24 protein-coding genes and 1 pseudogene are annotated in these 26,019 nt (G+C 75.6%); 15 read left to right on the top strand and 10 right to left on the bottom strand.

Annotated features, from left to right (window positions below; all coding sequences use genetic code 11):
- Positions 1-13 precede the first annotated feature (13 nt).
- Positions 14-1,618, top strand: a complete 1,605-nt coding sequence (locus tag AB0L25_RS37125) for a hypothetical protein (protein ID WP_500177829.1) — start codon at positions 14-16, stop codon at positions 1,616-1,618.
- Here the strand turns inward: AB0L25_RS37125 and AB0L25_RS37120 are convergent.
- Both AB0L25_RS37120 and AB0L25_RS37115 read right to left on the bottom strand, forming a co-directional pair.
- Entirely contained in the window at positions 1,608-2,972 is a 1,365-nt protein-coding gene (locus AB0L25_RS37120) for an SDR family NAD(P)-dependent oxidoreductase (protein WP_500177828.1), read from the bottom strand. The two genes, AB0L25_RS37125 and AB0L25_RS37120, sit on opposite strands and share 11 nt — an antisense overlap.
- A 52-nt stretch (positions 2,973-3,024) precedes the next feature.
- On the bottom strand, positions 3,025-3,237 hold the full coding sequence (locus AB0L25_RS37115; protein WP_500177826.1) for a nuclear transport factor 2-like protein: 213 nt from the start codon (positions 3,235-3,237) through the stop codon (positions 3,025-3,027).
- A gap of 164 nt (positions 3,238-3,401) precedes the next feature.
- Here AB0L25_RS37115 and AB0L25_RS37110 point away from each other — a divergent pair, with 164 nt between their 5' ends.
- Positions 3,402-5,186, top strand: a complete 1,785-nt coding sequence (locus AB0L25_RS37110; protein ID WP_500177824.1) for an AAA family ATPase — start codon at positions 3,402-3,404, stop codon at positions 5,184-5,186.
- On the opposite strand, the gene AB0L25_RS37105 is transcribed toward AB0L25_RS37110, so the two are convergent.
- Positions 5,170-6,060, bottom strand: a complete 891-nt coding sequence (locus AB0L25_RS37105; RefSeq protein WP_500177823.1) for an NAD(+)/NADH kinase — start codon at positions 6,058-6,060, stop codon at positions 5,170-5,172. The genes AB0L25_RS37110 and AB0L25_RS37105 overlap by 17 nt on opposite strands.
- On the bottom strand, positions 6,057-7,118 hold the full coding sequence (locus AB0L25_RS37100) for an SPFH domain-containing protein (RefSeq protein WP_500177821.1): 1,062 nt from the start codon (positions 7,116-7,118) through the stop codon (positions 6,057-6,059). The genes AB0L25_RS37105 and AB0L25_RS37100 overlap by 4 nt, the downstream gene beginning before the upstream one ends.
- Positions 7,119-7,251: 133 nt before the next feature.
- Between AB0L25_RS37100 and AB0L25_RS37095 the strand changes: the two genes are divergently transcribed.
- The 4 genes from AB0L25_RS37095 to AB0L25_RS37080 all read left to right on the top strand — a co-directional run bounded on the left by AB0L25_RS37095 (position 7,252) and on the right by AB0L25_RS37080 (position 12,528).
- Entirely contained in the window at positions 7,252-8,103 is an 852-nt protein-coding gene (locus AB0L25_RS37095) for an SMI1/KNR4 family protein (RefSeq protein ID WP_500177820.1), read from the top strand.
- A 111-nt stretch (positions 8,104-8,214) separates the two neighbouring features.
- Entirely contained in the window at positions 8,215-9,921 is a 1,707-nt protein-coding gene (locus tag AB0L25_RS37090; protein WP_500177819.1) for a serine/threonine-protein kinase, read from the top strand.
- A gap of 188 nt (positions 9,922-10,109) precedes the next feature.
- Positions 10,110-10,934, top strand: a complete 825-nt coding sequence (locus AB0L25_RS37085) for an SAM-dependent methyltransferase (protein WP_500177817.1) — start codon at positions 10,110-10,112, stop codon at positions 10,932-10,934.
- A gap of 25 nt (positions 10,935-10,959) precedes the next feature.
- A complete protein-coding gene (locus AB0L25_RS37080; RefSeq protein WP_500177815.1) occupies positions 10,960-12,528 on the top strand; it encodes a class I adenylate-forming enzyme family protein in 1,569 nt (522 codons plus the stop codon).
- On the opposite strand, the gene AB0L25_RS37075 is transcribed toward AB0L25_RS37080, so the two are convergent.
- From AB0L25_RS37075 to AB0L25_RS37065, 3 genes are all read right to left on the bottom strand, one after another.
- Positions 12,529-12,756, bottom strand: a complete 228-nt coding sequence (locus AB0L25_RS37075) for a hypothetical protein (protein ID WP_500177813.1) — start codon at positions 12,754-12,756, stop codon at positions 12,529-12,531. It abuts the gene before it with no gap.
- A gap of 130 nt (positions 12,757-12,886) precedes the next feature.
- Complete coding sequence (locus AB0L25_RS37070) at positions 12,887-13,531, bottom strand: DUF1990 family protein (RefSeq protein ID WP_500177812.1); 645 nt, start codon at positions 13,529-13,531, stop codon at positions 12,887-12,889.
- Positions 13,528-14,955 carry a DUF1990 family protein gene (locus tag AB0L25_RS37065; RefSeq protein WP_500177811.1) on the bottom strand — a complete coding sequence of 476 codons (1,428 nt, stop codon included), beginning with the start codon at positions 14,953-14,955 and terminating at the stop codon, positions 13,528-13,530. The genes AB0L25_RS37070 and AB0L25_RS37065 overlap by 4 nt, the downstream gene beginning before the upstream one ends.
- A 186-nt stretch (positions 14,956-15,141) precedes the next feature.
- Between AB0L25_RS37065 and AB0L25_RS37060 the strand changes: the two are divergent.
- Together AB0L25_RS37060 and AB0L25_RS37055 are read left to right on the top strand one after the other, a co-directional pair.
- Positions 15,142-15,900 (top strand): annotated as a pseudogene (locus tag AB0L25_RS37060) (serine/threonine-protein kinase); the annotation flags it as partial.
- Positions 15,901-16,084: 184 nt separating this feature from the next.
- Positions 16,085-17,107 carry a WD40 repeat domain-containing protein gene (locus AB0L25_RS37055; protein WP_500177809.1) on the top strand — a complete coding sequence of 341 codons (1,023 nt, stop codon included), beginning with the start codon at positions 16,085-16,087 and terminating at the stop codon, positions 17,105-17,107.
- A 4-nt stretch (positions 17,108-17,111) separates the two neighbouring features.
- Here AB0L25_RS37055 and AB0L25_RS37050 read toward each other — a convergent pair whose 3' ends face one another.
- Positions 17,112-17,648: a TetR/AcrR family transcriptional regulator gene (locus AB0L25_RS37050; protein ID WP_500177808.1), complete on the bottom strand. Its 537-nt coding sequence runs from the start codon at positions 17,646-17,648 to the stop codon at positions 17,112-17,114.
- Between the two features lie 88 nt (positions 17,649-17,736).
- Between AB0L25_RS37050 and AB0L25_RS37045 the strand changes: the two genes are divergently transcribed.
- The gene (locus AB0L25_RS37045; RefSeq protein WP_500177806.1) at positions 17,737-18,627 is read left to right on the top strand and encodes a TIGR03564 family F420-dependent LLM class oxidoreductase; all 891 of its coding nucleotides are present in this window, start codon (positions 17,737-17,739) and stop codon (positions 18,625-18,627) included.
- Between the two features lie 10 nt (positions 18,628-18,637).
- Here the strand turns inward: AB0L25_RS37045 and AB0L25_RS37040 are convergent, their stop codons facing one another.
- Positions 18,638-19,573: an esterase/lipase family protein gene (locus AB0L25_RS37040; protein WP_500177804.1), complete on the bottom strand. Its 936-nt coding sequence runs from the start codon at positions 19,571-19,573 to the stop codon at positions 18,638-18,640.
- Between the two features lie 221 nt (positions 19,574-19,794).
- On the opposite strand from AB0L25_RS37040, the gene AB0L25_RS37035 reads away from it, so the two are divergent.
- The 4 genes from AB0L25_RS37035 (at position 19,795) to AB0L25_RS37020 (ending at position 22,825) form a co-directional block, all read left to right on the top strand.
- Complete coding sequence (locus AB0L25_RS37035; protein WP_500177802.1) at positions 19,795-20,628, top strand: CPBP family intramembrane glutamic endopeptidase; 834 nt, start codon at positions 19,795-19,797, stop codon at positions 20,626-20,628.
- Positions 20,628-21,773, top strand: coding sequence for a sensor histidine kinase (locus AB0L25_RS37030; RefSeq protein ID WP_500177800.1), 1,146 nt, complete (start codon positions 20,628-20,630; stop codon positions 21,771-21,773). The genes AB0L25_RS37035 and AB0L25_RS37030 overlap by 1 nt, the downstream gene beginning before the upstream one ends.
- The gene (locus tag AB0L25_RS37025; protein WP_500177799.1) at positions 21,770-22,429 is read left to right on the top strand and encodes a response regulator; all 660 of its coding nucleotides are present in this window, start codon (positions 21,770-21,772) and stop codon (positions 22,427-22,429) included. The genes AB0L25_RS37030 and AB0L25_RS37025 overlap by 4 nt, the downstream gene beginning before the upstream one ends.
- A 90-nt stretch (positions 22,430-22,519) precedes the next feature.
- The gene (locus AB0L25_RS37020) at positions 22,520-22,825 is read left to right on the top strand and encodes a hypothetical protein (protein WP_500177797.1); all 306 of its coding nucleotides are present in this window, start codon (positions 22,520-22,522) and stop codon (positions 22,823-22,825) included.
- On the opposite strand, the gene AB0L25_RS37015 is transcribed toward AB0L25_RS37020, so the two are convergent.
- Entirely contained in the window at positions 22,785-23,756 is a 972-nt protein-coding gene (locus tag AB0L25_RS37015) for a helix-turn-helix transcriptional regulator (RefSeq protein WP_500177795.1), read from the bottom strand. The genes AB0L25_RS37020 and AB0L25_RS37015 overlap by 41 nt on opposite strands.
- Before the next feature lie 120 nt (positions 23,757-23,876).
- On the opposite strand from AB0L25_RS37015, the gene AB0L25_RS37010 reads away from it, so the two are divergent.
- Both AB0L25_RS37010 and AB0L25_RS37005 read left to right on the top strand, forming a co-directional pair.
- A complete protein-coding gene (locus tag AB0L25_RS37010; protein WP_500177794.1) occupies positions 23,877-24,302 on the top strand; it encodes a VOC family protein in 426 nt (141 codons plus the stop codon).
- Positions 24,303-24,365: 63 nt separating this feature from the next.
- Positions 24,366-25,451: a winged helix DNA-binding domain-containing protein gene (locus AB0L25_RS37005; protein WP_500177792.1), complete on the top strand. Its 1,086-nt coding sequence runs from the start codon at positions 24,366-24,368 to the stop codon at positions 25,449-25,451.
- Positions 25,452-26,019: the final 568 nt, after the last annotated feature.

Here is a 26,019-nt window from a genome sequence, read left to right as displayed (position 1 = left end):
ACGGTGACGCCCTATGAGCCCGCACGGTAAGAGGACGCGCGCCCGCGACATCGCACGCTGCACCGCGGGACTGCTGCGGTTCGCGACCCCCGGCGAGACGGACGCGCTCCTCGGCCACCTGCCCGACGGCCGCGTCGAGCACGCGACGCGGAGCCACGGGACGCCGAACCGCGTCGTCCTCGAGGCCCTGCTGCGGCGCGGGCGTCCGGGCGACATCGACAGGCTCGTCACGCACGCCCTCATGGTCGGCGACCCGCCGGCGCTGCTCGGCCGCCTCCTGGACCTCGACAGCCCCGAGGTCGCCGAGGCGTTCATCGGCGCCGACGTCGCGCTCACCCGGCTGCCGCGCAACCTGCGCCGCCAACTCGCGCACCAGACGTCCCGCCGCGACGGGGTCACGCCGCGCCCGCTGCCCATCGGGCTGCGGGAGGCGCTGCCGTCCGGGAAAATCCCGGAGGCGTTCGACCACGCCCTGCTCCACACGGCCGACCCGGGCCTGGCCGGGGCCGCGCTGCGCTTCCTCGGCGCGGGCGCCGACCCGCACGGCGCCGTCCAGGCGTGCCGCACCCTCCTGGACGCCCGCCGCCACCACGAGATCCGCGACCTCGTCGAGCAGGACCGGCTCCCCGCGTTCCGCTGGGGACCGGACGGCACCGAACCGAGCGTCCTCGCGTACGCGCAGGCCGCGCTGCGCGGCGAGGAGGGCGAGCGGGCGCTCCGCGAGCTGTCCGAACGGGTGCGCGGCGCCGAGTTCCTGCGGACGATCGCCGAGATCTCCGACGCGCACGCGTGCGGCCCCGGACGCGGCAGCCGTCCGGTCGTCCGGACGGTCGTGGACCGCCGCCACCCGGGCATCCCCCGCGTGGGCTGGGCCGACGTCCTCGCGGACGAGCCGCGCCGCCGCGCCGCCGAGGGGCCGTTCCCGCTCCGCGCCGCCCGGTTCATGGCGAAGCGCACCGACGTGCCCCTCGAACTCGTGCGGCTGCTGGTCGCCGACCATCCGGCCCTGGCCGTCTTCCTCGCCGACCCGGCGCCCGAGGTGCTCGCGGACCTGTGCGGGCTCGGGCCCGTCCCGGGCGCCGACGTGATCCTCAAGGTCGTCGGGAACGGCCTGACCGCCGGCACGCTCACGCCCGAGTTCGTCGTCGAGACCGTCCCCGAGGAGACGCTGCGTGTCGTGGCGGAGTCGCTGTGGCTGCCCGCGATGCGGGGCACCGCCCGGATCCGCGCGCTGCTCGGCCTCGCCGGGGACGTCCGGCTCGCCCCGGCGTTCGTCGACGAGACCGGGCACGGCCGGACCCGCCGCCTCCGCCGCCCCGGCCTGGCCCTGCACTGGGACGCCGCGCTGATCTACGGCTCGGACGCCGCGCGGCTGTTCGAGCGGCGCGGCGGCACGACCGCCGACGAGGTGCTCGCCGCCGCGGACGCCGACCGGATCCTCGCGCCCGCGACCGGCGCCGCCCCCGACCCGCGCGTCCTGCGCCGCCTCGCCGAGCACGTCGACCTGCACCTCGGCGGCCGTCCCGAAGCCTGGCTCGTCGCGCTCCGGCTGCTGGAGGACGGCTTCGTCGGCACCCTCCCCGAACTGCTGGAGACCGCCGGGGCCGTCACCAGCTGACGACCCGGTAGTCCTTCAGCAGCACGCCGTACGGCGGGTCCCCGTCGCGCTCGCCCCGCACGATCGGGTCGTACACGCGGGCCGCCGCGTCCACGACGTCCAGCGGCGGACGGAACCCGGCGGCGGCCCGCCGCACCCGGTCCGGCTCCGGCCGCTGGTCGGTGAACCACCCCGGATCGACGCTCGTCACGTACACGCCGCGCTCCGCCAGCTCCGGCGCCGTCGTCAGCGTCAGCATGTTCAGCGCCGCCTTCGCCATGTTCGTGTGCGGATGTTCCGCGCCCTTGTAGTACCGGCCGAACCGACCCTCCGCCGCCGACACGTTCACCACGTACCGGCGCGCGTGCGGGGACGCCTCCAGCAGCGGGCGCAGCCGCCCGAGCAGCACGAACGGCGCGGTCGCGTTGATGAGCTGCACCTCGATGAGCTCCACCGGGTCGATCTCGTGCACCAGCCGCGTCCACGAGTTCACCGGCGACGGGTCCGGCAGCAGCCCCGCGACGTCCACGGCCCCCGCCGCCGCCGGTGCCGCCGCCACCGGCGGCCCGGCCTTCCCCGGCGGCAGCGCCGCCCGCTCCTCGACCGCCAGCAGCTCCGCGTACGACTCCGGCGGGTGCCGCAGCGTCTGCGCCGCCAGGTTCACCAGGACGTCCAGCGGCTCGCCCGCCGCGACCCGCGCGTCGCACCAGCGGACGAGCGCCGGGACGTCCCGCAGGTCCATTCCCTCGACCGTGAGCCGGTCCCACCACGCGTCCCGGTCGGGCACGGCCGCGAACCGGCGGTGCGCGTCCACCGGGAACCGGGTGAGGGCCGTCACCGCCGCGCCGTCCCGCAGCAGCTTCAGCACCAGCTCGAACCCGGCCTTCACCCGCCCCCCGGTGACGATCGCGCGCCGCCCCGTCAGGTCCGCCCGCGCGTCCCGCCGCACCCGGTGCTCGCCCGCGCACGGCGGGCACAGCCGGTGGTAGAAGCCGTCCGGTTCCCGGAAGTGCGCCTTGCAGACGTAGCAGACCTGCAACCCGCCCAACCGAGCCGGAGACGCCGCCCCCGCGGTTGCCCGCCGCGGTACCGGCTCCTCGGCGGGCGCCTTGATCGCCGCCCCGCCGGGCCGCCGTTCCGGTGCCTCGACGGGGGCGCCCTCGACACGGTCCGGGGCGCCGGTGGCCGTCCCGGCCAGGATCTCGGCGTCCGCCGCCGCGCGCCGGCGCCGCTGCGCCGCCCGCTCCCGCCCCCGCGTCCGCCGGACGAACGCGGACACCGCCGCCCGCACCCGTTCGAGATCCGGGTCGCCGTCGGACGCGTCCGCCAGTTCGGCGAGGACGCGCAGGCACGTCGCCACCTCGTCGTCGCGCATGCGCGCCATTAAAGCGGGTGACGGGCGGCGGCGCGCCCCGCGCTCCGGCGGCTCAGCGGCGGGCCGGCCGGCCGGGGATCGGCGCGAGCGGGTGGACGCGCCAGAAGAAGGCGTCGGCGGCGTGCTGGTCGCCCGGGTAGTTCACGGCCTCGACGATGCGCCCGCGCCGGATCCGGAACGTCAGCGCCCAGGTGATGTCGAGGCCCGCGGGCGTGGTGCTCCAGCCGCGGTGCAGGTCCACCACCCAGTCGCCGTCCGCCGCCATGAAGATCGGCTCCGCCTGGAAACCCGACCGGCCGAGTTCCGCGAATATCGGACGTGTTCGCCTGTGCGGGGCGCCATTTGCGCCCGGCGCCGTGCGGACGTCCGCCCGCGCGTCCGCCGGTAAACCGGGTGATCTCCGGCGTCCCGGACCGCTTCACTGGTCGCATGAGCATGCCGGACGGGCCGCGGCTGGCCCACTTCATCGACACGATGATCGACCTGGGCATCACCGGGCAGGTCTTCGGCGAGCACGGGATCGGGAAGACCTCGACGTTCTTCCACCACGTCCGCGCCCTCGGCGGCGTCCGGCTCGTCTACGTGCCCGCGGCGAACCTCACCCCCGACGACCTGCTCGTCAACGCGCCCGTCCGGCGGCCCGGGGACGGGGAGCTCGTGCTGCGGCAGCTCATCATGCGGCAGCTCAAGCCCGGCAAGCCGTTCGTGCTGCTCATCGACGACTCGCTGCAGGCGGGCGCCACCGTCCAGTCGCAGCTCATGCAGATCGCCTGCACCTGGACGCTCGGCGAGCACGACCTGCGCGAGCTGGGCTGCATCGGGGTGTTCCTCACCGACAACGAGTCCCTCGACGAGACCGCGGCGCGCCGCACCGACCTCGCCGTCCTCGACCGGATGGCGACGCTGCGCGTCACCGCCGCCGACACCGCCTGGCGGGCCGCGCTGTCCCGGAAGTTCCGCGGCGTCGACCTCACCGGCGTGTTCCGCGTGTGGGCGTCGCTGCCCGCCGGGCTGCGCCGCCTGCTGTCGCCGCGGACCCTCGAGCACGTCATCGACTGCGGTCTCGCCGGGTTCCCCCTCGCCTGGGGCCTGCCGCTGGTGGACGGGCGCCGCCTCGCCCTCGCGACGCCCGGGGCCGACGGGCGTCCCGGCGCCGACCAGGCCCCGGACGTCCTCGACCGCGTCGCCGCCGAGCTGCGCCGGGCGGGCGCGGACGTCCCGAACCCCGCGCACGTCCCGGACACCGTCCGCCGCGCCGTCCGCGCCGCCATCGACCGCCGCTGGACCGTGCTCGTCCAGGGCCCGCCCGGCTGCGGCAAGACGGAGGTGGTCAAGGAGGTCGTGCGGGACGAACTCGGCATCGACCCGCTGTACTTCTCGCTGCCCGTCACCAGCGTCGAGGACCTGTGCGCCCCCGTCCCCACCCTCGACGGCACCCTCGACAACCTCCTGGCCGCGCCATTCGTCGGGGACGGCGACAAGGCGATCGTGTGGGACGAGTACAACCGCCCGAAGGACAAGGCCGCGTTCGCGCGCCTCATGGAGATCACCCAGGAGTGGTCCCTGGCGGGGCGCCGCATCGAGGGGCTCCGCGCGCAGATCGCCCTGCAGAACCCGCCGTACCACCTGGGGCGGAAGCTGCTCGTGTCGCGGAACTCCCTCGCGCAGGCGTCCCGCTTCACCGCGTCGCTGGAGATCGACCCCGAGGACATCCCCGCGAACGAGTGGCTGATCTCCCGGTACGGGCCGACCGCCGAGACCGTCCTGGAGTGGTGGAAGAACGACATCGACGACGAGGGCCGGCAGTGGATCACCAAGCGGACCCTGGAGCGGCTCATCCGGCTGCACGGCCGCGGGCTGCCGCTCGACGTCGCGAAGATCTACCTCGGCGACGGCGACTACGCGCCCGTCCCGCTCGCCGACCTCGAGGCCCGGCTGTCGCGCCGTCCGGTGACCGGCCTGCGCGAGCTGTCCGCCGACCTCGACGCCTGGACCGGACGGCTCCGCGCCGCGCCCCCCGAGGGTTCGGACGCGACGGACGTCGTCCACCGGGTCCTCGCGAACGCGGAGCTGTCGCAGCTGGAGGCCCACGCCGACACCGTCGCGGCGCTCGCGCCGCTGCTCCCGCCGAAGCTCAAGGCCACGTACCTGATCGGCGCCGACCCCGCCCGGCAGCGGTTCTGGACGACGGTGTTCGTCAGCGGACGAGGCTGAGCCCGCCGGGCGCCACGCCGACCTCGACGCGCGACCCCCACGCCAGCGTCAGCCGGTCGGACTCCATGCCGTCGCCGAACACGACGAGCCCGTCCGTCTCGGACACCAGCCCGAGGGTCTCGGCCGCCGCCAGCCGTCCCTCCGTCCGGGACGTGCCGGTGGCGGGCGACGGCCACGCCTCCCGGACGAACCAGGCGAGTCCGGGCTCGGTCGGTTCGGGCAGCCGCAGGCCGCTGCGGCGCTCCAGCCACACCGACCGGCACCACCCGGTCGCGCCGGTGCCGGTGGCGACGAGGACGCCCGAGGACGACTGGCGCTCGGCGTCCCCGCCGCAGGCGAGCCGGTAGCGGGCGGACTGGTGGCCGGGGTGCCCGACGAACACCTCGTTCAGCGCGGTCAGCGCGGCGCCGTCGTCGGTGACCGCCCGCACCATCGCGCGCCGCTCGGTGGCGCCGCGTCCGGCGGCGACGGTCCGCAGCAGGTCGGCGCACGCGTCGACGGGATGGGGGACGAGCACGCCGGGGTTGCGCCCGGGATCGGGGTCGAGGCCGACGACGGGCTGGCCGTCCAGGTACTTGGCGGTGTTGGCGACCAGGCCGTCCTGCCCGACGACGACCACGATGTCGTCGGGCGCGAACAGGAACCGGTCGAGGTCGGCGCGCTCCACCAGGCCGCGCCGCCACGCCACCGGGATCGCCGCGGCGACCCGCGCCAGCGCGTCCGCGGTCGCGGCGTGCGCGGCGTCCACCGGGGCGATGTCCCGGCCGCGCGACCGCAGGAAGAACTCGGCCTGCCCGCGGCTGCCGTGCCGGGCCAGCAGCTCCTCGTACTCGGTGCGGCGGTGCACGACCACCGCGCGAGGCGCCAGCGTCACCCCTGGCCTCCGGGCGCCGCCTGCCCCGCCCGGTCAGGCGGGGCGGGGGACGGGACGGCGGCGCGCGGGGCGGCCAGGTGGGCGAGGGCGGTGGTCAGCATGTCGGGGGTGAGGTTGAGCTGCCCGATCTCCGGCAGCCGCTGGGCGAGCGTCTCCGCCGCCAGCGCCAGCAGGATCGCCGGGTCCATGTCGCGGTAGACGGCCAGGTGCGCGGCGTTCGCCTCCGCCTCGGCGGCGCCCAGCTCCCGCCGGTTCTCCGCCTGCGTGGCGGCGGCGAGCTTCTCGCGTTCCGCCGCGGCCCGCGCCGCGACCCACGCCGCCGCCGCGTCCTCCTCGGCGCGGCGCCGCGCGTTCTGCCCGCGCCGCTCGACGAGCCGCTCCTCCCGCTGCGCCAGCTCGATCTGGTTCTGCATCTCGTTCTCGGCGATGGCCCGCTCCCGCTCGACCGCGAGGGCGCGCCGCTCGTACGTCGCCCGGTCGGCCTCCTGCTGCACCTCCTCGCGCGCGGGCGTCTGCAGGGCCCGCTCCACGTCCGACTCCGGACGGACGGCGACGACCCGGACGCCGACGATCGTGATGCCGGTGTCGGCGAGCCGCGCGTCCCCGGCCAGCCCCGCCGACACCGCGTCCCGGAGGGCGACCGGACCGGCGGTGATCGCCTCCCGCAGCGCCATCCCGGCGGCGAGCGTCAGCGCGTGCTGCTGGGCGCTCTCGGTGAGCATCGTGGCGACCTGGTCGAGCGGCGCCGACCGCCACGCGCCGGTCTCCGGGTTGATGGCGAAGTCCAGCCGCCGCGCCGCCAGCTCCGGCCGCTCGATCCGGTACGTGACCGTGGCCTGCACGCTGACGTCCTGGTAGTCGGAGGTGCGGGCGTGGAACAGCAGCGGGAGCTCCCGGTCGTCCACCGGCACCTCGCTGATCACCGCCGACAGCGGGCGGAACCAGAACGACACCCCCACGCCCTCGTGCACCGGCTTCCCGCGCCGCAGGTGCCGGACGTACGTGGTGGGCGCGCCCCTCAGGTGCCGCAGCAGCGGCCTGCGCTGAACGTCCGCCATGATGCCTCCCGTTTTGTCGTCATCAGGACGGTAAGGGGGGAGGGGAGTTATTCTCAAGCTGATAACAACGTCGAGAATGTGACTTGCGTCACTTCGACGTCGAATGTCAGCGGTGCGTGCTTGGGTGCTCGCCATGGAGCAAGCGGAACTGGTCAAGACCGCGTCCCTGCTCGTGCAGGGCTTCGCGTCCGGCTACGACGGCGACCTGACGTGCGGCGAGCCCGGGCACCCCGGCGGGCACACCTGCCTCCCGATCACCGCCGACCACGACACCCGCGACCTGGTCGAGACGTTCGGCGTGCGCTTCCCGGACCCCTACACCCGGGCGCACGGCCTGCCGCCGCTGCCCCTCGACGACCGGTACCACTGGACGCACTCCTGGACCTGGGGCGCACGCGCCATCGCGCTCGGGCGCGGCCCCGACGGCCGTCCCGTCCTCGCCGTCACCGAACGGAACATGCCGGAGCCGGACGACCTGCCCGCGGGCATGCCGTGGATCGAGCGGCTCGTCGCGATCAGCGGCCCGGCGACGTCCCCGCCGCCCGCGCCGGACTGGGCGGCGGTCGAGGCCCGGCTGGGCACGCCGCTGCCGGGCGACTACAAGCGGCTCGTCGAGACCTACGGCTGCGACGGCACGTTCGACGTGTTCTTCCAGGTCTTCGACCCCGATGAGCTGATCTCGTACTGGGAGTACTTCGCCGGAGACGAACCCGCGGCGGGAGACCTCCCGGGCTGGCCCGTGCCCGGAGGGCTGATCCCGTGGTCGAACAACGAGCACCACGAGACGTTCTGGTGGATCGCCGAAGGCCCCGACCCCGACCGGTGGCCGGTCTACGCCGTGACCGAAGACGACCAAGGCGAACGGTTCGACTGCACCGCCACGGAGTTCCTGTTCCGCCAGATGACCGACCCGGAGTGGCCCTTCTACTCCTCGGCCGACCACCTCACCGGCCACTGGTTCATGAAGTTCCGCCGGGACCTCTGACCCCGCACCTCCGACCCCGGGACCGCGGCCGGAACCGGCCGCGGTCCCGCGAACCGGGCCCGCGCGCCGCGCGTCTCCTCTGGCAGATGATCCCGAACGGGAGGTGCGGCGGTGGAGCCGCTTCGCGACGACGACCCGGCCGCCGTGGGCCCCTACGCGCTGACGGCGCGGCTCGGCGGCGGCGGGATGGGCCAGGTGTTCCTCGGCCGGTCGCCCGGCGGGCGTCCGGTGGCGGTGAAGCTGATCCGCGCCGAGTACGCCGCCGACGGCGGGTTCCGCCGCCGGTTCGCCGCCGAGGTGGCGGCGGCGCGGCGGGTCGGCGGCTTCTACACCGCGCAGGTCGTGGACGCCGACCCGCACGCCGACCGGCCCTGGCTCGTCACCGCGTACGTCCCCGGGCCCTCGCTGCAGGACGCCGTCGCCGACCACGGGCCGCTGCCGGTCCGCACCGTCCGGACGCTGGGCGCGGGGCTCGCCGAGGGCCTCGCCGCCGTGCACGCCTGCGGGCTGGTGCACCGCGACCTGAAGCCCGGCAACGTGATCCTGGCCGCGGACGGCCCCCGCGTGATCGACTTCGGGATCGTCCGGGCGCTGGAGGACACCTCGGGCACCGCGACCGGCGCGATCGTCGGCACCGTGGCGTACATGGCGCCCGAGCAGGCCCGGGGCGACCGGGAGATCCGGCCGCCCGCCGACGTGTTCGCCCTCGGGTCGGTGCTGGCGTTCGCCGCCACCGGCGAACCGCCCTTCGGGCGGACGCCGCCCGCCGCCGTCATGTACCGGATCCTGCACGCGGACCCCGACCTGACCGGCGTGCCCGGCGACCTGCGCGACCTGGTCGCCGCGTGCCTGGCCAAGGATCCCGGGGACCGCCCCGCGGTCGCGGACGTCCTCGCGGCGTGCGCCGCCGGGGCCGACGCCGGCGAGCGGTGGCTGCCCGACCCGGTGCACGCGCAGATCGCCCGGCTGGACGACGCCGTCCCGCCCCACCCGCCGCCGCTCCCGCCGACCGTGCCGGACGACGCCGCACCGGCCCCCGGGCGGCGGACCGCGCGGCGCGCGGCGATCGTCCTGGGCGCCGTCGCCGCCGTGGCCGTCCTGGTGGCCGGCGGGGCGGTCGCCGCCGGCCTGCTGGCGGACGGGTCCGGCGGCCGGGGACCCGGCGCCGCCGCGTCCTCGCCGTCCGGCCCGTCCGCGTCCCCGGACACCGGGGCGGGCGGCGCACCGTCCGGCCCGACGCCGTCGGGCACGCCCCCGGCGTCCCCGGGCACGACCTCGGAGGCCGTCGGGCGCGTCCACGACGACCGGGCGGGCTTCTCCTACGCCCGGCTCGGCGCCCCCTGGATCGACGCCGGGGGCGCGTGGACCGGCCCCGGCATGTTCACCGCCGGGCAGATCGCGCCGATCGGGCCCGAGCGCAACGGCGTCGGCTTCAACGCCACCAGCGTGTCCGGCGTGCCGCGTCCCGTCGAGATCGGCGACTACGCGGGACCGGACGACCTCGGCACCGTCGCCGCCCGCGTGAAGACCCGCATCGTCCGGGAGATGTTCAACATCCCGCACACCGAGGCGTCCCCGCACAGCGGTCCCGCCGAGCTCCCGGGCGGCGTGCGGGGCTGGCTGGAGCAGGTCCGGCTCGACTTCCCGCAGGCGGCGGCGAACGGCTGGCCCGTCCGCTCCACCACGCTGGCGATCCTGCTGGTCGACACCGGCGGCGCCGACGGCGGACCGCCGGGCCTGCTGCTGGTGTCGGTCCCCGACGCGCTCCCGACCCAGGGCGACCTGGAGCAGGTCCTCGGCTCGGTCCAGGTGCCCTGACCGCCCTGAACGACGCGGCGGCGTCGGCCGCGGGGGGCGCCGGGCCGGCCCGGTCGCCGGAGAGGAGTTCGATCACGTGGGAACGGACACGCGAACTCGCCGGACGTTGTCCCGGCGGCGCGACTTTCCGAACGAACACGCCGGGTCCGGCGAATCACAGTAGGTGCGATTTCGTACTAGCTTGTGGGATGAGGGTGGCTGGTGAGGAGAAAAAGGTGCGGGGACCGAGGCATGCGGGCGGATTCGACCCGAATGTGCCAAACATTGCGCGAATGTACGACTACTACCTGGGCGGCAAGGACCATTACACCGCCGACCGCCTCCGCGCCGAGGAGGCGATCGCGGCCGATCCCACGCTCCCTGTCCTGATCAGGGAGAACCGCGCCTTTCTCGGACGCGCGGTACGGTACCTCGCCGAGCAGGGCGTCGACCAGTTCCTCGACATCGGGACCGGGCTGCCCACCCAGCAGAACGTCCACCAGATCGCGCAGGCGGTGAACCCCGACGCCCGGGTCGTCTACGTCGACTACGACGACCAGGTCGTCGCGCACGGCCGCGCGCTGCTCGCCGGGTCGCACGTCACCCGGATGATCGAGGCCGACCTCCGGCGGCCCCGCGACATCCTCGAGCACCCGGAGCTGGACCTCCTCGACTTCACCAGGCCCGTCGCGCTGCTGCTCGTGGCGACCCTGCACTTCGTCCCCGACGAGGACGACCCGCCCGGCATCATGGCCGAGCTCCGCGCGGCCCTCGCCCCCGGCAGCCACCTCGTCATGACCCACGCCTCCGCCGACGGCGTCCCCGACGTCGTCGCCAAGGTCGTCGAGGTCTACAACCGCACGTCCGCTCCCGGAACGCCCCGCACCCTCGAACAGGTCCGCGGCCTGTTCGGGGAGTTCGAACCCGTCGAGCCGGGACTGGTGTGGGCGCCGCTGTGGCGTCCCGACCACCCGGTCGACCCGGACCGCGCCCGGCAGACGTGGTTCTACGCGGGGGTCGGACGCAAACCCTAGAGGGTCCACCGAGCGAGGAGGACGTATGCAGGCGACGACGGTCGGGGCCGCACTGCGGGACGCGGCGGCCAGGGGCGGAACGTTCCTGTACGACGGCGACGACACCATCACCTACCCCGCCTTCCACGAACTCGCCGACCGCGTCGCGTCCGGGCTGCTGGCCCGCGGCGTCGGCCGCGGCGACCGCGTCGGGCTGCTCGGGCTCAACACCCCGCAGTGGCTCGCCGTCTTCTTCGGCGCGGCCCGCATCGGCGCCGTCGTCGTCCCGCTGAGCGCCCGGTACCGGGAGGCCGAGCTGGCGTACATGCTCGGCCAGAGCGGCGCCCGGACGGTCGTCGCCGCCGCCGACGCGGGCGGGTTCGACTTCGCCGCGTTCTTCGACGGGTTCCGGCCGAAGGTCCCCGGCGTCCGCGACTTCGTGTTCTTCGGGACCGGCTTCCCCGGCGCGGGCTCCTTCGACGACCTGGCCGCGGCGCCGCCCGACCCGGCGGCCCTCGCCGCGGCGCGCGACGCCGTCACCGCCGGCGACCCGCTGCTGATCCTCTACACCTCGGGCACCACCGGACGCCCGAAGGGCGCGGTGATCACGCACGGGAGCCTGCTCGCGTCGGCGTCCGCGCAGGCCGCGCACCTCGGCATGGACGACCGGGACGTGCTGCTCGGCCACCTCCCGTTCAACCACGTCGGCGGCATCACCTGCACGATCACGGCGGCGCTGGTCGCGGGCTCGGCGGTCGCGCTGCTGCCCGCGTTCAGCCCGGACGGCGCCCTGCGCGCCGTCGAGCGCCACCGGGTGACGCTGCTGAGCGCCGTCCCGACGATGTTCACGCTGATGCTCGGCCACGCGAGCCTCCCCGAGCGGGACGTGTCGTCCGTCCGGACGTGCGTCGCGGGCGGCTCCAACGTCGAGCCCGCGCTGGGCGAGGAGATCCGCCGCGCCTTCCCCGGCGCGGCGCTGTACGGGCTGTACGGCCTGTCGGAGTCGTCGGGCGCGTGCGTGCTGTCCGGGACCGGCGACGACGCCGAGACGGTCGCGCGCACCCTCGGCGTCGCGATCGGCGGCTTCGAGGCCCGGACGGTCGGCGCGGACGGGGCCGTCCTCCCGGCGGGGGAGACCGGCGAGCTGCAGATCCGCGGCGGCTGCGTCGCCGCGGGCTACTGGGACATGCCGGAGGAGACCGCGGAGGCGTTCCTGCCGGACGGCTGGCTCGCGACCGGCGACATGGCGCTGCTGGAGCCGGACGGGCACGTGGTGCTGCGCGGCCGCAAGAAGGAGATGTACATCCAGGGCGGCTTCAACGTGTACCCGGTGGAGATCGAGAACGTGCTCGGCGCGCACCCGAAGGTCGCGATGGTCGCCGGGTTCGGCGTCCCCGACGACGTCCTCGGCGAGGTCGGCTGCTGCTACGTGGTGCCCCGCCCGGACGGCGCGCCGCCCACGGCGGACGAGCTCGCCGCGTACTGCCGGGAGCGGCTCGCCGACTACAAGGTGCCGCGGCAGTTCGTGATCACCGCCGAGGTGCCGCTGACGCCCGTCGGCAAGATCCACAAGGCGCTGCTGCGGGAGCGGCACGACGCGGTTCCGGCCGAATAGTCACGAGCCGCGCGCGGCCGTCCGGACCCGGGCGGCCGCCGCCCCGGCCGCCGCCCCCGCCCCGGCCGCCGTGCAGGACGGGCCGGTCGGCTTCGCGAGCATGAACGGCGGGACGACCGGCGGCGCGGCGGGCGCCGTCGTGACCGCGTCGACCGCCGCCCAGCTCGCCGCGTACTCGACGGGACGGGCCGGCGGCACCCCCGCGTCCGGTTCGCCAACCCGGTGCACGTGCTGAACAACTACTACCGCGACATCGGCGGCTACGGCGTCGCGTCCACCGAGGGCGCGGGCGTCCTCGTCGAGTACCAGGAGACCTGCTGACCCGACCGGCCGGAGAACCCGAGCGGGGAACGGACCCTCACCCGGCGTCCCGGACGGGGGCCCGCTCCTGCTCGGCGAGCCCGGCCGCCGTCATGCGCTCCATGCGGCGGCACGCCCGCCGGTAGAACTTGAGCTGCGTGCGGCGCCCGAACAGCATGAACCCGAGCCGGACGACCGGGTTCGGGATCGGCCCCCGCCGCGACACGGCGTGCATGTGGAACTCGACCTCGCCCGTGTCGAGCCACTTGCGGACCTCCTGGTCCATCTGGCCGCGCTCCAGGTGGCCCTGCAGCGTCCGGTAATTCCAGCCCCACACCCGCGCGGGCCGCCCGCCGATCTCGACGACGCGGTCGACGACGTCCCCGACGCGGACCGCGAGGTGGAAGCGCAGCCCGCAGAACCGCCCCTCGAGCAGCATGTTCCGGCCGGGCTCGGGCGGGCCCGCGCCCTGCAGGAGGCGGATGATCGCCGGGTCGGCGTACGCGTAGTCCCGGACGAGCCGGCGGGCGATCTCCCAGCTCCCGCCCGCGACCGGCGGCCCCGGGGGCTCCGGCGGCAGCGGGCGGCGGAGGTCGTCCACGTGCCAGCCGCGCCCCGTGCGCGGCTCGTCCGGGTCGAAGTTGGGGGGACGGTGCCGCAGGTCGGCGTGGATCCGGTGCGGCGCCGGGACGCTTTGCCTCATCGGGGTGCTTTCTCCGGTAGACGGCGCGGTTCGGGATCGGGCCGGGCGGCGCCCCCGGCGCGGAGGCGGGCGACGTCCTGGACGGCCGCGTAGGCGGGGCCGCGCACCCGCTGCAGCAGGCCCGCCGGGGGCAGCCCCCGGACGGGGCGCCGCGCGGGATCGAAGCGGATCGGCGCGCGCGCGTCCGTCCGCGCCGGTCCGGTGAGCCGCAGCTCGCCGAACCGCTCCCACGGGCCGAACTCCGTCGCCACCACCAGGTCGAACAGCAGCGGGCGCGCGTCCGCGGCGCGCGCGAGCCCCGCGAGGCCCGCCGGGCGGATCCGGGGGCCGCGCGCGGCCGCGCCGAGCAGCACGCGCCGGTCCCCCGCCCGGTACGCGAACAGCGAACCGTAGAAGCCGGGCGTCCAGCGGGTCGCGGGCCGCAGCAGGTGCCGCCCCAGCGGGCCGTGCCCGGTCGTCGCCAGCAGCAGCTCCGCGTCCTCGCCGCCGTCGCCGTCCTGCGACCAGCGCAGCGCGAGCCCGAGGACGTCCGGGAACGCGTCCGGCGTCCCGGCCGCGCGCGACAGCCGCGCCGTCCCGTGCAGGACGGTGCGGTCGTCCAGGAACGGGACGCACCAGTCCCGCGGCGTGCCGTGCAGGACGAGCGCGGCGTCGAAGACGAGCCCCTCGGGGTGCAGCGGGCGCCCGCCGCGCAGCCGCGCCGCCAGCGCGAAGCCCTTCGCGGCCGCCGCGGCGAGCGCGCCCGTGACGGGCCCGGTCCCGGAGGTGTCCGCCCGCTCGGTGCGGACCTCGATCTCGCCGGCCACCCGGCCCCCGGCCAGCTCGGCGACCCGCTCGCAGAAGTGCGTCCACATGTGGAGCTGCATCTCCTTCGCGAGGCGCAGCCCGCTGTAGAGGGCGCTCGCCAGCCGGTCGCCGCTGCGCGCCCATGACTCGATCGTGAACACGAGCCCGTCCGGCGCCTCCGCCGCGCGGAACTCGATCTCCCCGGCCTCCAGGTGCCCGCGCAGCGTCACGAACCGGAACGACACGGGCGTCCGGGCGACCACGCGCACCGGGCAGTTCCACGGGCCGGGCATGTGGACGAGGTACTCGTCGCCCACCTCGACCAGCCCCTCGGTCCCGACCGTCTTGTCGAAGACGGCGACCTCCACCGGCGACGCCGCGTTCAGGTCGTCGCCCAGGCGGGCGATCAGCTGCTCCGGGGTCAGCGGGCTGCCCGCGATCCGCACCGTGTACCGCCGCTGGAACGCGGGCCCGGCGCCCTGCCGCGAGTCCTGCACCCTGTTCCCGTCCCGGTGCGGCAGCCGCTCGACCTCCGCGACGGCGTCCGTGGGGAGCCCGCCCCGCCGCACCCGCCGCGACCGCCGCAGCCACCGCCACGCCGCGATCCCCATTCCGGCGGGCCAGCGCGCCGAGCGCACCCGCCTCCGCCACCGTTGCCGCACGGCGCCCCCCGATCGTCCGCCGTCCCTTGCCGTCCGCCGCCCGCCGTGCGCGTCGCCCTACCCCGGACGAACGCGCCGAATCCCCGGAGACCGGCCGGATTCGCCCAGGTCGCGGGACGGGCCCGGAGGGATCCGCCACCGGCGGCGGCCGGGACCCTTAGCATGATCGCCGTCGGAGTTTCCTCAGGGGGGACGATGGACCCACTGCGACCGCACGACCCGCGGCAGGTCGGCGCCTACCGGCTCCGGGGACGGCTCGGGGCGGGCGGGATGGGCGAGGTGTTCCTCGCGACCTCGCCCGGCGGCCGCGACGTGGTGGTGAAGGTCGTCCGCGCCGAGCTGGCGGACACCGCGGCCGCGCGCCGCCGCTTCGTCCGGGAGATCGCGGCGGCGCGGCGCGTCGGCGGGTTCCACACCGCGCAGGTCGTGGACGCCGGACCGCACGACGACCCGCCGTGGATGGTCACCGAGTACATCCCCGGCCCGTCCCTGCGGCGGCTGGTGCTGGACGGCGGCCCGCTGCCGCCCGACCGCGTGCGCGCCCTCGCCGCCCAGCTCGTCGAGGGGCTGGCCGCGATCCACGCCTGCGGGCTGGTCCACCGCGACCTCAAGCCGGGCAACGTCATCATGGCCGCGGACGGGGCGCGGATCATCGACTTCGGCATCGCGCGCATGGCCGACGCGAGCGTCCTCACCGCGACCGGCGCGGTGGTCGGCACGTACGCGTTCATGTCGCCCGAGCAGGTCCACTCCCGCGCCGTCGGGCCGCCCAGCGACGTGTTCGCGCTCGGCGGGGTCCTCGCGTTCGCCGCCACCGGCCGCAGCCCGTTCGCCGCGGACACCGTCCCGGCGATCGTCCTGCGCATCGTCGGCGGCGAGCCCGACCTCGGGACGGTGTCCGGGGAGCTGCGCACGCTGATCGCGGCCTGCCTGGCGAAGGAGCCGGACGACCGCCCGACGGCCGCCGACCTGCTGCGGTACCTGACCGGCGCGGAAACCGCCCTCCGCACGCCGGCGGCCCCGCCCCCGCCGACCGCCCCGCCCCCGCCGGCCGTCCGGTCCGGCCCGGTCCGGCCCGGTCCCGGACACGGTGCCCCCGCGCCGGGTGCCGCGCCGCCGCTTCCTGCTGGCCGGGGTCGCGGGCGCGGCCGCCGTGGCCGTCCCGGCCGTCGTGCTGTCCACGCGCGACTCCGACGCGACCGGACGGTCCGGGAAGGCGGGCGGCGGGCGGATCAGAGACCGGATCCTCACCGGGCACGGCGCCGTGGTCTCCCAGGTGGCGTTCACCCCGGACGGGACGGCGCTCGCCAGCGGCGGCGCGGACGGCCCGATCATGCTGTGGGACGTCGAGACCGGCGAGCCGATCCGCACGCTGCGCGGCCACGCCTACCCCGTCGTCGCGATGGCCTTCAGTCCGGACGGCAAGACCATGTACAGCGCGGCGGAGGGTGTGCAGGTCTGGGACGTCGCGGCGGGCCGGGCGCTCCGCGGCCTCCCGACGCGGGAGCGCAGCGACCAGCCTCGGGAGTTCTTCGCGATGGCGGGCAGCCCGGACGGGCGGTACCTCGCCACGGACGCGCCCGACGGCGGCGGCCCGATCCTCTGGGACGCCGCCACCGGCCGGCTCGTCCGGCGGTACGCCGGGGACGCGGACGCGTCGCTGGCCTTCACCCCGGACGGCCGCACGCTCGCCGGGGGCGGCCAGAGCCTGCGGCTGTGGGACGTCGCGAGCGGCGGGTTCCTCCGGGGGTTCCACTGGGCCGGAACGCCGGTCCACTCGGTCGCCCTCGGCCGCGACGGCCGCGTCCTGGCCGCGAGCAGCGTCCGCGCGCCCGTCCGGCTCTGGGACCGGAGCACCGGCCGGACGCTCCACGACCTCACCGGCCAGGGGAACGTCAGCGGCCCCCTCGCGTTCAGCCCCGACGGGCGGCTGCTGGCCGTCTCCGCCGTCCCCGACGCCGCCGGCGCGAACGAGATCACCCTCTGGGACGTCGCCTCGGGCGAGGTGAACCGGGTGCTCGAAGGGCACGCGGGCGGCGTCAACGCGCTCGCCTTCCACCCCGGCGGGACCGTGCTGGCCAGCGCGAGCGACGACCGCACCGTCCGCCTGTGGAAGCTGACCGCCTGACCGCTCAGGCGCCGTCCCTCCGCCGGAGGCCGTCCAGCACGACCCGGCAGAGGGCGTCGTCGGCGCGCGCGCCCGGCCGGCAGACGGCGGCGCCGAGGATGTCGACGACCTCCTCGGGACGGACGTCGGCGCGCATCGACCCCTCCCGCTGGGCCGCCCGGACGAGGTCCCGGAGGAGCCCGTCGACCTCCCGCTGCAGGGCGTTCCGCTCGGCGGGCGGGGCCGTCCCCTCCTCGGCGAGCGCCTTGACGAGGGCGAACGGCTGCTCCGCGGAGCAGGCGACGACCTCGGCGAACACGTCCCAGCGCGGGTCGTCCCGAGCGGCGAGCGCGCGGATCCGCGCGCCGTACCGCCGCAGCGCGGTGGCCGCGATCTCCTCGACGAGCGCCCGGCGGTCGGGGAAGTGCCGGTAGAGGGTGCCCACGCCGAGCCCCGCCCCGCGCGCGATGTCCTCCATGCCGACGCCGGGCCCGTGCTCGGCGAACAGGTCGAGGGCGCAGGCGACGATCCGCTCGCGGTTGCGGCGCGCGTCGGCTCGCATCGTCCTCCGTCCAGGGTCAACCGGAACCACGGATTCAGGTTACCCTGGCGGAGCGGAACCGGAAGATCCGGTTCAGGTTGGAGCGATCATGCGCATCGGACTGTTCACCATCGCCGGCGGCGCCCCGCTGGACGGCCTCGTCGCCCAGGCCCGCCTCGCCCGCGACGCCGGGCTCGCGAGCGCGTTCTTCGGGCACGGCTCGTCCTTCGACGCCCTCATGACCGCGGCGGTCGCCGGGCGGGAGGTGCCCGGCATCGAGGTCGGCACGGCGATCGTCCCGACGTACCCGCGGCACCCCCTCGCGCTGGCGAGCCAGGCGCTCACCGCGCAGGCGATGGCGGGCGGCCGCCTCGCCCTCGGCATCGGGCCGAGCCACCGGCCGATCATCGAGGACGGGCACGGCATCCCCTACGACCGTCCCGCGCGGCACACGCGCGAGTACCTGACCGCGCTCCGCCCGCTGCTGCGCGGCGAGGACGCCGCCCACCGCGGCGAGACGCTGACCGCGGTCGGCAAGGTGGACGCGCCCGGCACGACCCCGCCGCCGGTGCTGCTCTCCGCGCTCGGCCCGGCGATGCTGCGCATCGCGGGGGAGCTCGTCGACGGCACCGTCACGACCTGGACGGGCGCCGCCACGATCGCCGACCACGTCGTGCCGCGCATCACCGCCGCCGCCGAGTCCGCCGGACGTCCCGCGCCCCGCGTGCTCGCGGGCGTCCTCGTCGCCCTCACCACCGACCCGGACGCCGTCCGCCGCGACATCGCCGAACGGTTCGCCGCCGCGACCGACTTCGACGCCTACCGGGCGACCCTCGACCGCCAGGGGCTCTCGGGCGTGCACGAGACGGTCATCGCGGGGGACAAGACGGCCGTCGCCGCGGAGCTGCGCCGCTTCGCCGACGCGGGGGCCACCGACCTGCTGATCGCCCCGTTCGGCGACGCGGCGCGCGTCCTGGAGTTCGCCGCGTCCCTCGGCTGAGGGGCCGAGGTCAGGCGGGCGGGCCGTAGCCGGTGCACTCGGGCGTGAACGCCGGGTCGTCCGGGCCGAGGGCGTTGAGGACGATCTGCATGACCGGCCCGTCGTACCCGATTCCGGCGTGGCCCACCGGGTCGTCGGGGCACAGGTCCTGCAGCAGGATGTTGGTCGAGTCGCCGCCGTGCAGGAACGAGTTGGTGTACGGGGTGACGGTCGTGTCGTGCGCGGTCGCGACCGTCACGTACCGGACGCCGGGGACGGTGTCGCCGTCGGCGAACAGCGCCTCCTGGAACTCCGACCCCGCCTCCTGCTGGACGTGCGCGGGCGAGCCGACGAACCGCAGGAAGTCGTTGACCAGCCCGAGCACGCCGAGCTGCCGGCCGAGGTCGACGAGGCCGTTCATGGTCGTGCCGTGGTTGGTCGGCGCGAGCGCGACCAGGGTGCGCACCTTGGCGGCGCCGCCGAGCCGCTTGATGTAGTAGTTCGGCATCATGCCGCCCTGGGAGCCGCCGACCACGTCGACCTCGGCGGCCCCGGTCTCGGCCAGCACCCGGTCGACGAACGCGCTCATCGTCCGCGCCGACTCCGCGATGTCGCCGAGCCCGTAGACGCGGCCCAGCGTCAGGTGCGTCCCGCCGTAGTTGAACCCGTAGACGCAGTACCCGGCGTTCGCGAGGGTCGGCGCGAGCATCGCGCCCGCCGAGCCGAGGTTGGACGTCGTCCCGTGCACGATCACCACCGGGTTCGGGTGCTCGGGCGACGGTTCGCAGTCCCAGTCGTTCGCCCCGGCGACGGCGTCCGGGCTGAGGAAGAAGTTGCTCACCGCCGTCCCGACGTCGCCCACCGGGTACGCCGCCTCCGCCGCCGCGGGCGGCGCGGTCACCGCCCCCGCCGCCACCGCGATCGACAGCGCCGCGAGCCCGCGCCGTACCCGTCGTCCCATGCTCATACAGACGACGCTATCTGTTAGAGATTCGGCCCACCACGCCGCCGGTGACAAGAACACCGGGACGCCTTCGTGCCCGGCGACGGAAAGCGCCGCGGAGCCCGCTGTCCCCCGTGCGAGCTACCCGCGAATGTCCACCGTGCGGGGAAGATGCGCGACCCCCTTGATCCATAGCGTCTTCCTTGTTCGCGGCGCACCGGGCGCGGCGACTCCGAAAGGGCATCATGCGACTTCTGAAGCAGTTCCTGACCGTCGCGGCGGTCGCGTTCGTCGGAACCACGGTCGCCGGCGCCGTCCAGGACAGCTGGTTCCTCACCCTCCTCGCCGGCCTCGCGACGGCCGTCCTCTCCGTCCCCGCCTACGCCTGGATCGTGCGCCGCACCGAGCGCCGCGCCGTCACCGAGGTGGCCGCGCAGGGCGCCCGCTCCGCGACCGTACGCGGCATGCTGATCGGCACCGCGATGTTCGCGGCGGTCATCGGGATCATCTACCTCCTCGGCGGCTACCGGATCGACGGCTTCGGCTCGGTGACCGGAGCCATCGGGATCCTCGGCTTCATGGCCGCCGCCGCGGTGACCGAGGAGCTGCTCTTCCGCGGCGTCCTCTTCCGGATCATCGAGGAACGCATCGGCACCTATCTGGCGCTGGGCCTGTCCGGCCTGGTGTTCGGTCTCGCGCACATCGCCAACCCGGACGCCGATCTGTGGGGCGCGACCGCCATCGCCATCGAGGCGGGCTGCATGCTCGCCGCCGCCTACGCCGCCACCCGCACCCTGTGGCTGCCGATCGGCCTGCACTTCGCGTGGAACTTCGTCCAGGGCGGCATCTTCAGCACCCAGGTGTCCGGGAACGGCGACTCCGAGGGCCTGCTGGAGGGGACGACGTCCGGTTCGGTCCTGCTGAGCGGCGGGGAGTTCGGCCCGGAGGCGAGCGGGTTCGCGGTGCTCGCGGGCGCCGTCCTCACCATCGTGTTCCTGCGGATCGCCCACCGGCGCGGCAACCTGGTTCCGCGACGACGCCGCGACCGGGCCGCCGCTAACGCTACGCTCGCCCAGTGATGATCGAGCTCCGCCGGGCCCCCGACGTGTGGCGGCGACTGGACGTCACGGTGCGGGACGCCCCGGTCGCGCTGTTCCTGGCCGTCGGGTCCGTCCTCCCGCCGTTCCAGAGCCAGGGAACGCAGCTCGGCGACCTCCCGGACCGCCCCTACGACGCCCTCGCGGTCGTCGCGGTCGCCCTGCAGAGCCTCCCGCTCATCGTGCGCCGCCGCTGGACGGCCGCCTGCCTCGTCCTGACGGCGATCGGTTTCGCCATCGACCAGCTGTCCGGCTACCACACGTTCGCGGGCAGCGGCCTCGCGATCGCGCTGCTCAGCGCCGGTGCCCACCTGGAGCGGTACCGGCGCGCCACCGCCGTCCTCCTCACCGCCGCGTACGTGCCGCTCGCGATCGGGCTGCACCGCCTCGGCTCGACCGAGGGCGTCGGCGGGTTCTCGACCTTCTTCCTGGCGGCGTGCTTCGCCTGGGGCATCGGCGCCTGGTTCCGCTACACCCGCGCCGTCGAGGCCGAACGCCGCCGCCACGTCGCCGCCGCCACCCGCGCCGCCGAACGCACCCGCATCGCCCGCGAACTCCACGACGTCGTCACCCACCACGTCACCGCGATGGTCGTCCAGGCCGAGGCCGCCCGGTACCTGACCGCCGCCCCCGAACGCCTCGACGAGACCCTGGGCTCGGTCACCGACACCGGCCGCCGCGCCATCTCCGACCTGCGGCACCTCCTCGACCTGCTCAACCCCGACCACGACGAGCCCGCGAAGCCGGCCGTCGGCGAACTCCAGACGCTCGTCGAGCAGACGCGCCGCGCCGGGCAGCCGGTCGAGTTCACCGAGGAGGGCACGGCGACCGCCGGAAGCGCCGACTTCACCATCTACCGCGTCGTCCAGGAGTCCCTGACGAACGCCCTCAAGTACGCCCACGGCAACCCCACCGTGGTCAACGTCCACTACGGCGAGAAGGAGATCACGGTGGAGGTCGGCACCCACGGCCCGGGCTCGGCGGCCGCGTCGCCCGGCGGGAGCGGACGGGGCCTCGCGGGGCTCCGCGAACGGGTCGACGGCCTCGGCGGCGAGTTCGACGCGGGCCCGGCCCCCGACGGCGGCTTCGTCGTCCGCGCCCGCATCCCCGCCGGGAGCCCGTCGTGACCGCGCCCGTCCGGGTCCTGGTCTGCGACGACCAGGCGCTGATCCGCACCGGGTTCACCACGATCATCGACGCGCAGCCCGACCTGGAGGTCGTCGGCGAGTGCGGCGACGGGCGCGCCGCCGTCGACCTCGCCCGCGAACTGAACCCGGACATGGTCGTCATGGACGTCCGGATGCCCGTCCTCGACGGCATCGAGGCGACCCGCCTGCTCGCGGGCGCCGGCGTCGCGAACCCCGTCAAGGTCCTCGTCGTCACCACGTTCAACCTCGACGAGTACGTCTACGAGGCGCTGCGCGCCGGAGCGAGCGGGTTCCTGCTCAAGGACGCCCCGCCCGCCCAGCTCCTGCACGGCATCCGCACCGTCGCGACGGGCGCCGCGCTCCTCGCGCCGGAGGTCACCCGCAAACTCGTCGGCCGCTACGCCGCGCGCATCCGTCCCGCCGACGGCGCACCGGACGACGTCCCGCTGACCCCCCGCGAACTCGAGGTCCTGCGCCTCATCGCCGACGGCCGCTCCAACAGCGAGATCGCCGCGACCCTCGTGATCAGCCAGGAGACCGTCAAGACGTACGTCTCCCGCATCCTCACGAAACTCGACCTCCGCGACCGCGTCCAGGCCGTCGTCTACGCCTACCGCCGCGGCCTCGCCACCTGACCACCCCCACCCGCCCCGCGGCGCGCGGCGCGGGCCTCCCGGGCGCCCATCCCGCGCAGCCGGGCGGCCACCCGGACGGCCCCCGCCAGGGTGAGGCCGTCGATCGGCACGTGCGCCTGCGGCTGCAGCGCCACCATCCGCCGGGCCGCGGACGACGAACGGCTCGCCGCCGCCGAGGTCGGCGCCCTCCTCGCCGCCCTCGACCAGGGCGTGACGCTCCTCGGCCTCTCGGGGCTCGCCGCCATCGACCAGCGGATGATGCGGATCGGGCTGCGCCGCCTGGTCGACCCCGCGCGCGCCGTCGCCGACGACTCCGCCGACGCGCCGGGCGGCCCCGCCGCCCTGCACGACGAGGTCATCCGGCGGCGGATCGCGGCGGCTCGGTGGGAGGAGTGAGGCCCGCCGCGTCCGCGTAGCGGCGGGCGAGCCGCGCGAAGGCGTCCCGCAGCTCCGCCGGGCCGACGACCTCGACGGCGGCGTCGAACCGTCCGATCGCCGCGGCCAGGCCCGTCCACGACCAGGACCCGAGCACCAGCCGGCACCGGTCCGGCCCGAGCGCCTCGACGATCCCGTCGCGGACGAACGGCGACGCCTCGTCGGCCGGCAGCTCGAGGATCACCTCGCCCCGGCACGGCCAGTCGTCCGAACCGCCCCGGAACCGCCCGGTGACGAACGCGGCGACGTCGTCCGCGGGCAGCTCGCGCGGCGCGAAACGGGGGCCGGTGGGGATGCGCGGGACGATGCGGTCCGCGCGGAAGGTGCGCCAGTCGTCCCGGTCCAGGTCCCACGCGACGAGGTACCAGCGGCCGCCCCAGGTCACGAGATGGTGCGGCTCGACCCGGCGCGTCGCGTCGCGGTAGCCGAACCGGAGCACCTCGCGCGCCCGGACGGCGGCGCCGACCGCGACCAGCACGCCGCCGTCCACCCGCGGACGTCCCCGCGGTTCGACGGCCGTGACCCGCAGGGTGTCGACCCGGTGCCGCAACCGGGCCGGCATCACCTGCCGGACGGTGGTCAGCGCGCGCGCCGCCGCCTCCTCGATCCCGGCGCCGCTCGTGACGGCCGTCTGCAGCGCGACGGCGAGGGCGACGGCCTGCTCGTCGTCGAACAGCAGCGGGGGCAGCTCCGCGCCCGCGTCCAGCCGGTACCCGCCGTCCGGCCCCTTGATCGCGACGACCGGGTACCCGAGCTCGCGCAGCCGGTCGACGTCCCGGCGCACCGTCCGCGGGCTGATGTCCAGCCGCTCGGCCAGCAGCGCCCCCGGCCAGTCCCGGCGCGTCTGCAGCAGCGAGAGCAGCGCCAGCAGCCGCGCCGAAGTTTTCTGCATGCGCACCATCCTCCCGGAAGTAGCGGCCACACCCTGTCCGCTACCCCTGCCAGTGTGGGCCTCGAACCGAACGAACACCGAACCGAACGAACACCGAGCCGAACGAACAGGGAGCCGAACATGCCGGTCAAGGCCGTGACCCACCTCAACTTCCGGGGCGACGCCCGCGCGGCGCTGACCTTCTACCAGTCCGTCTTCGGCGGCGACCTCGCCGTCGTCACGTACAAGGACACCGGGAACGTCCAGGACGAAGCCGACGCGGACAACGTCACGTGGGGCCAGGTGGACGCCGGCAACGGCTTCCGGGTGATGGCCTACGACGTGCCGTCCGCCCTGCCGTGGAACCAGGGGGAGAACGCGTTCTTCGTCTCGGTCCGCGGCGACGACGCCGACGAGATCACCGCGTACTGGGACAAGCTCGCCGACGGCGCGACCGTCGTGCAGCCGCTCGGCCCGGCGCAGTGGGCGCCCCTCTACGGGATGCTGAAGGACCGTTTCGGCGTCACCTGGGTGCTGGACGTCGCCACCGAGTACACCGCGTCCTGACCGCCCCCGCCCGCCGTCCCCGGGCGGCGGGCGGCCCGCCCCACGCGACCACGGAGGCCGCGCATGACCGTCCTGGACGACCGGGCCCTCAACCGCGCGACGCTCGCCCGGCAGCTCCTCCTCGAACGCTCCGGCCTTCCGGTGCCCGACGCGATCGCGCACCTCTGCGGCCTCCAGGCCCAGGAGCCGCAGGAACCGTTCACCGGCCTCTGGTCCCGGCTGCGCGCGTTCGACCCGGCGGCCCTCTCGGCCGCCCTGACCGCCCGCACCGCCGTCCGCACGCACCTCATGCGCCGGACCGTCCACCTCGTCACCGCCGCCGACGCCCTCGCCTGGCGCGCCCGGCACCACGCGATGCTGCGGCAGCGCGTCCTCGGCGTCTACCGCCGCGAGCTCGCCGGCGTCGACCTGGACGACCTCGCCGCCGCGGGCCGCGCGGTGACGGCGGACGGACGCGCCCGCACCATGACCGAACTCGTGCAGGCCCTCGACCGTCCGGTGCCGTCCCGCCGCGCGGTCGGCGAGATGCTGGTCGCCGCGCTCGTCCCGATGGTGCAGGCGCCCCCGCGCGGGCTGTGGCGCACCAGGGCGGGCGTCCGCAACGTGAGCCTCGCGTCCTGGCTCGGCCGCGACGCCGACCCGTTGCCGCCCGACCCCGCGGACCCGGTCGGCCAGGCGCTCGTCCGCCGCTACCTCGCCTCGTTCGGCCCCGCGTCCACGGCCGACCTCCGCGCCTGGTGCGGCCTCGCCGGGCTGCCCGCCGCCGTCGCCGCCGTCCGCGACGAACTGGTCGCCTTCCGGGACGAGCGGGGCCGCGAACTGCTCGACCTCCCCGGCGCCCCGCGCCCCGACCCGGGCACGCCCGCCCCCGTCCGCTTCCTCCCGGCGTTCGACAACGCGATCCTCGGCTACCGCGACCGCTCCCGCATCATCGACGACGCCCACCGCGGCCTCTCGGTCGCCGGCGAGCGCGCCGTCCTCGTCGACGGCCGCGTCGCCGCCACCTGGACCCTCGACGCGGCCACCGTCACCGTCACCCCGCTGCGCCGCCTCACCGCCCCCGACCGCACCGCCGTGCTCGACGAGGGCGAACTGCTGGCGTCCTTCCTCACCGAAGGCGAATCCCACCGCGCCCGCCTGACCGAGTGACGCCCCCACGCCCGGCCCTGGAGAGAACCCTGGAGTGTGATCTACAAAACCTGTAGCGATCGAAGTAGATATTCGCGGCCGAGTCGGGTACTGTTCCTGTCATCGAAGACAGACAAGTCCAAGAGAAGCGGCAGAGAACGAACTGCCGGCAGGTCTGGATGGAACGGACCGAGTGTGCCGGGGCCAGCGCAGTGGAAGGGGCTCCGGCGCCCGGTCCGGCCGGCGGCCAACGGGTCGCCGGTGGAAAGAGAACACAGGAAACACGCAGTACCGGAAGTGATGTCGAGGAAAGGAGGGTCCGGCGCCATCGGGATCGCCCGCAGCAGGCTCCAGTCACGCCGCGCGGGTACCGCAGCTCCACGGATTGGACGGTGGTCTACGGTCACGCATCCGCGATCCCCGCGCACCCGTCCCGATCGGGGCGGCTGACGCGGAAGACCGGCCTTCCGAGGCCGGGTAGATGGTGTTGTACCTCTGGGCCCCGGCGCCGCAATCGGCGCCGGGGCCCCCGTTGCGTTTCCCGGCCGCCAGATAGGGAGAGGGGCGGGGGGGGGGAGAGTGTGTTGGT

Origin of the sequence: Spirillospora sp. NPDC052242, from assembly GCF_040679555.1 — a bacterium.
Taxonomy (GTDB): domain Bacteria; phylum Actinomycetota; class Actinomycetes; order Streptosporangiales; family Streptosporangiaceae; genus Spirillospora.
Note: the sequence above shows the minus strand (reverse complement) of the source record. Positions and strands in the feature narration are given on the sequence as shown.

Coding starts and splice junctions, on each gene's coding strand:
- AB0L25_RS37125 (WP_500177829.1), top strand. CDS start 14: ATGAGCCCGCACGGTAAGAGGACGCGCGCCCGCGACATCGCACGCTGC.
- AB0L25_RS37120 (WP_500177828.1), bottom strand. CDS start 2,972: ATGCGCGACGACGAGGTGGCGACGTGCCTGCGCGTCCTCGCCGAACTG.
- AB0L25_RS37115 (WP_500177826.1), bottom strand. CDS start 3,237: ATGGCGGCGGACGGCGACTGGGTGGTGGACCTGCACCGCGGCTGGAGC.
- AB0L25_RS37110 (WP_500177824.1), top strand. CDS start 3,402: ATGAGCATGCCGGACGGGCCGCGGCTGGCCCACTTCATCGACACGATG.
- AB0L25_RS37100 (WP_500177821.1), bottom strand. CDS start 7,118: ATGGCGGACGTTCAGCGCAGGCCGCTGCTGCGGCACCTGAGGGGCGCG.
- AB0L25_RS37095 (WP_500177820.1), top strand. CDS start 7,252: ATGGAGCAAGCGGAACTGGTCAAGACCGCGTCCCTGCTCGTGCAGGGC.
- AB0L25_RS37085 (WP_500177817.1), top strand. CDS start 10,110: ATGAGGGTGGCTGGTGAGGAGAAAAAGGTGCGGGGACCGAGGCATGCG.
- AB0L25_RS37080 (WP_500177815.1), top strand. CDS start 10,960: ATGCAGGCGACGACGGTCGGGGCCGCACTGCGGGACGCGGCGGCCAGG.
- AB0L25_RS37070 (WP_500177812.1), bottom strand. CDS start 13,531: ATGAGGCAAAGCGTCCCGGCGCCGCACCGGATCCACGCCGACCTGCGG.
- AB0L25_RS37050 (WP_500177808.1), bottom strand. CDS start 17,648: ATGCGAGCCGACGCGCGCCGCAACCGCGAGCGGATCGTCGCCTGCGCC.
- AB0L25_RS37045 (WP_500177806.1), top strand. CDS start 17,737: ATGCGCATCGGACTGTTCACCATCGCCGGCGGCGCCCCGCTGGACGGC.
- AB0L25_RS37040 (WP_500177804.1), bottom strand. CDS start 19,573: ATGAGCATGGGACGACGGGTACGGCGCGGGCTCGCGGCGCTGTCGATC.
- AB0L25_RS37035 (WP_500177802.1), top strand. CDS start 19,795: ATGCGACTTCTGAAGCAGTTCCTGACCGTCGCGGCGGTCGCGTTCGTC.
- AB0L25_RS37030 (WP_500177800.1), top strand. CDS start 20,628: ATGATCGAGCTCCGCCGGGCCCCCGACGTGTGGCGGCGACTGGACGTC.
- AB0L25_RS37015 (WP_500177795.1), bottom strand. CDS start 23,756: ATGCAGAAAACTTCGGCGCGGCTGCTGGCGCTGCTCTCGCTGCTGCAG.
- AB0L25_RS37010 (WP_500177794.1), top strand. CDS start 23,877: ATGCCGGTCAAGGCCGTGACCCACCTCAACTTCCGGGGCGACGCCCGC.
- AB0L25_RS37005 (WP_500177792.1), top strand. CDS start 24,366: ATGACCGTCCTGGACGACCGGGCCCTCAACCGCGCGACGCTCGCCCGG.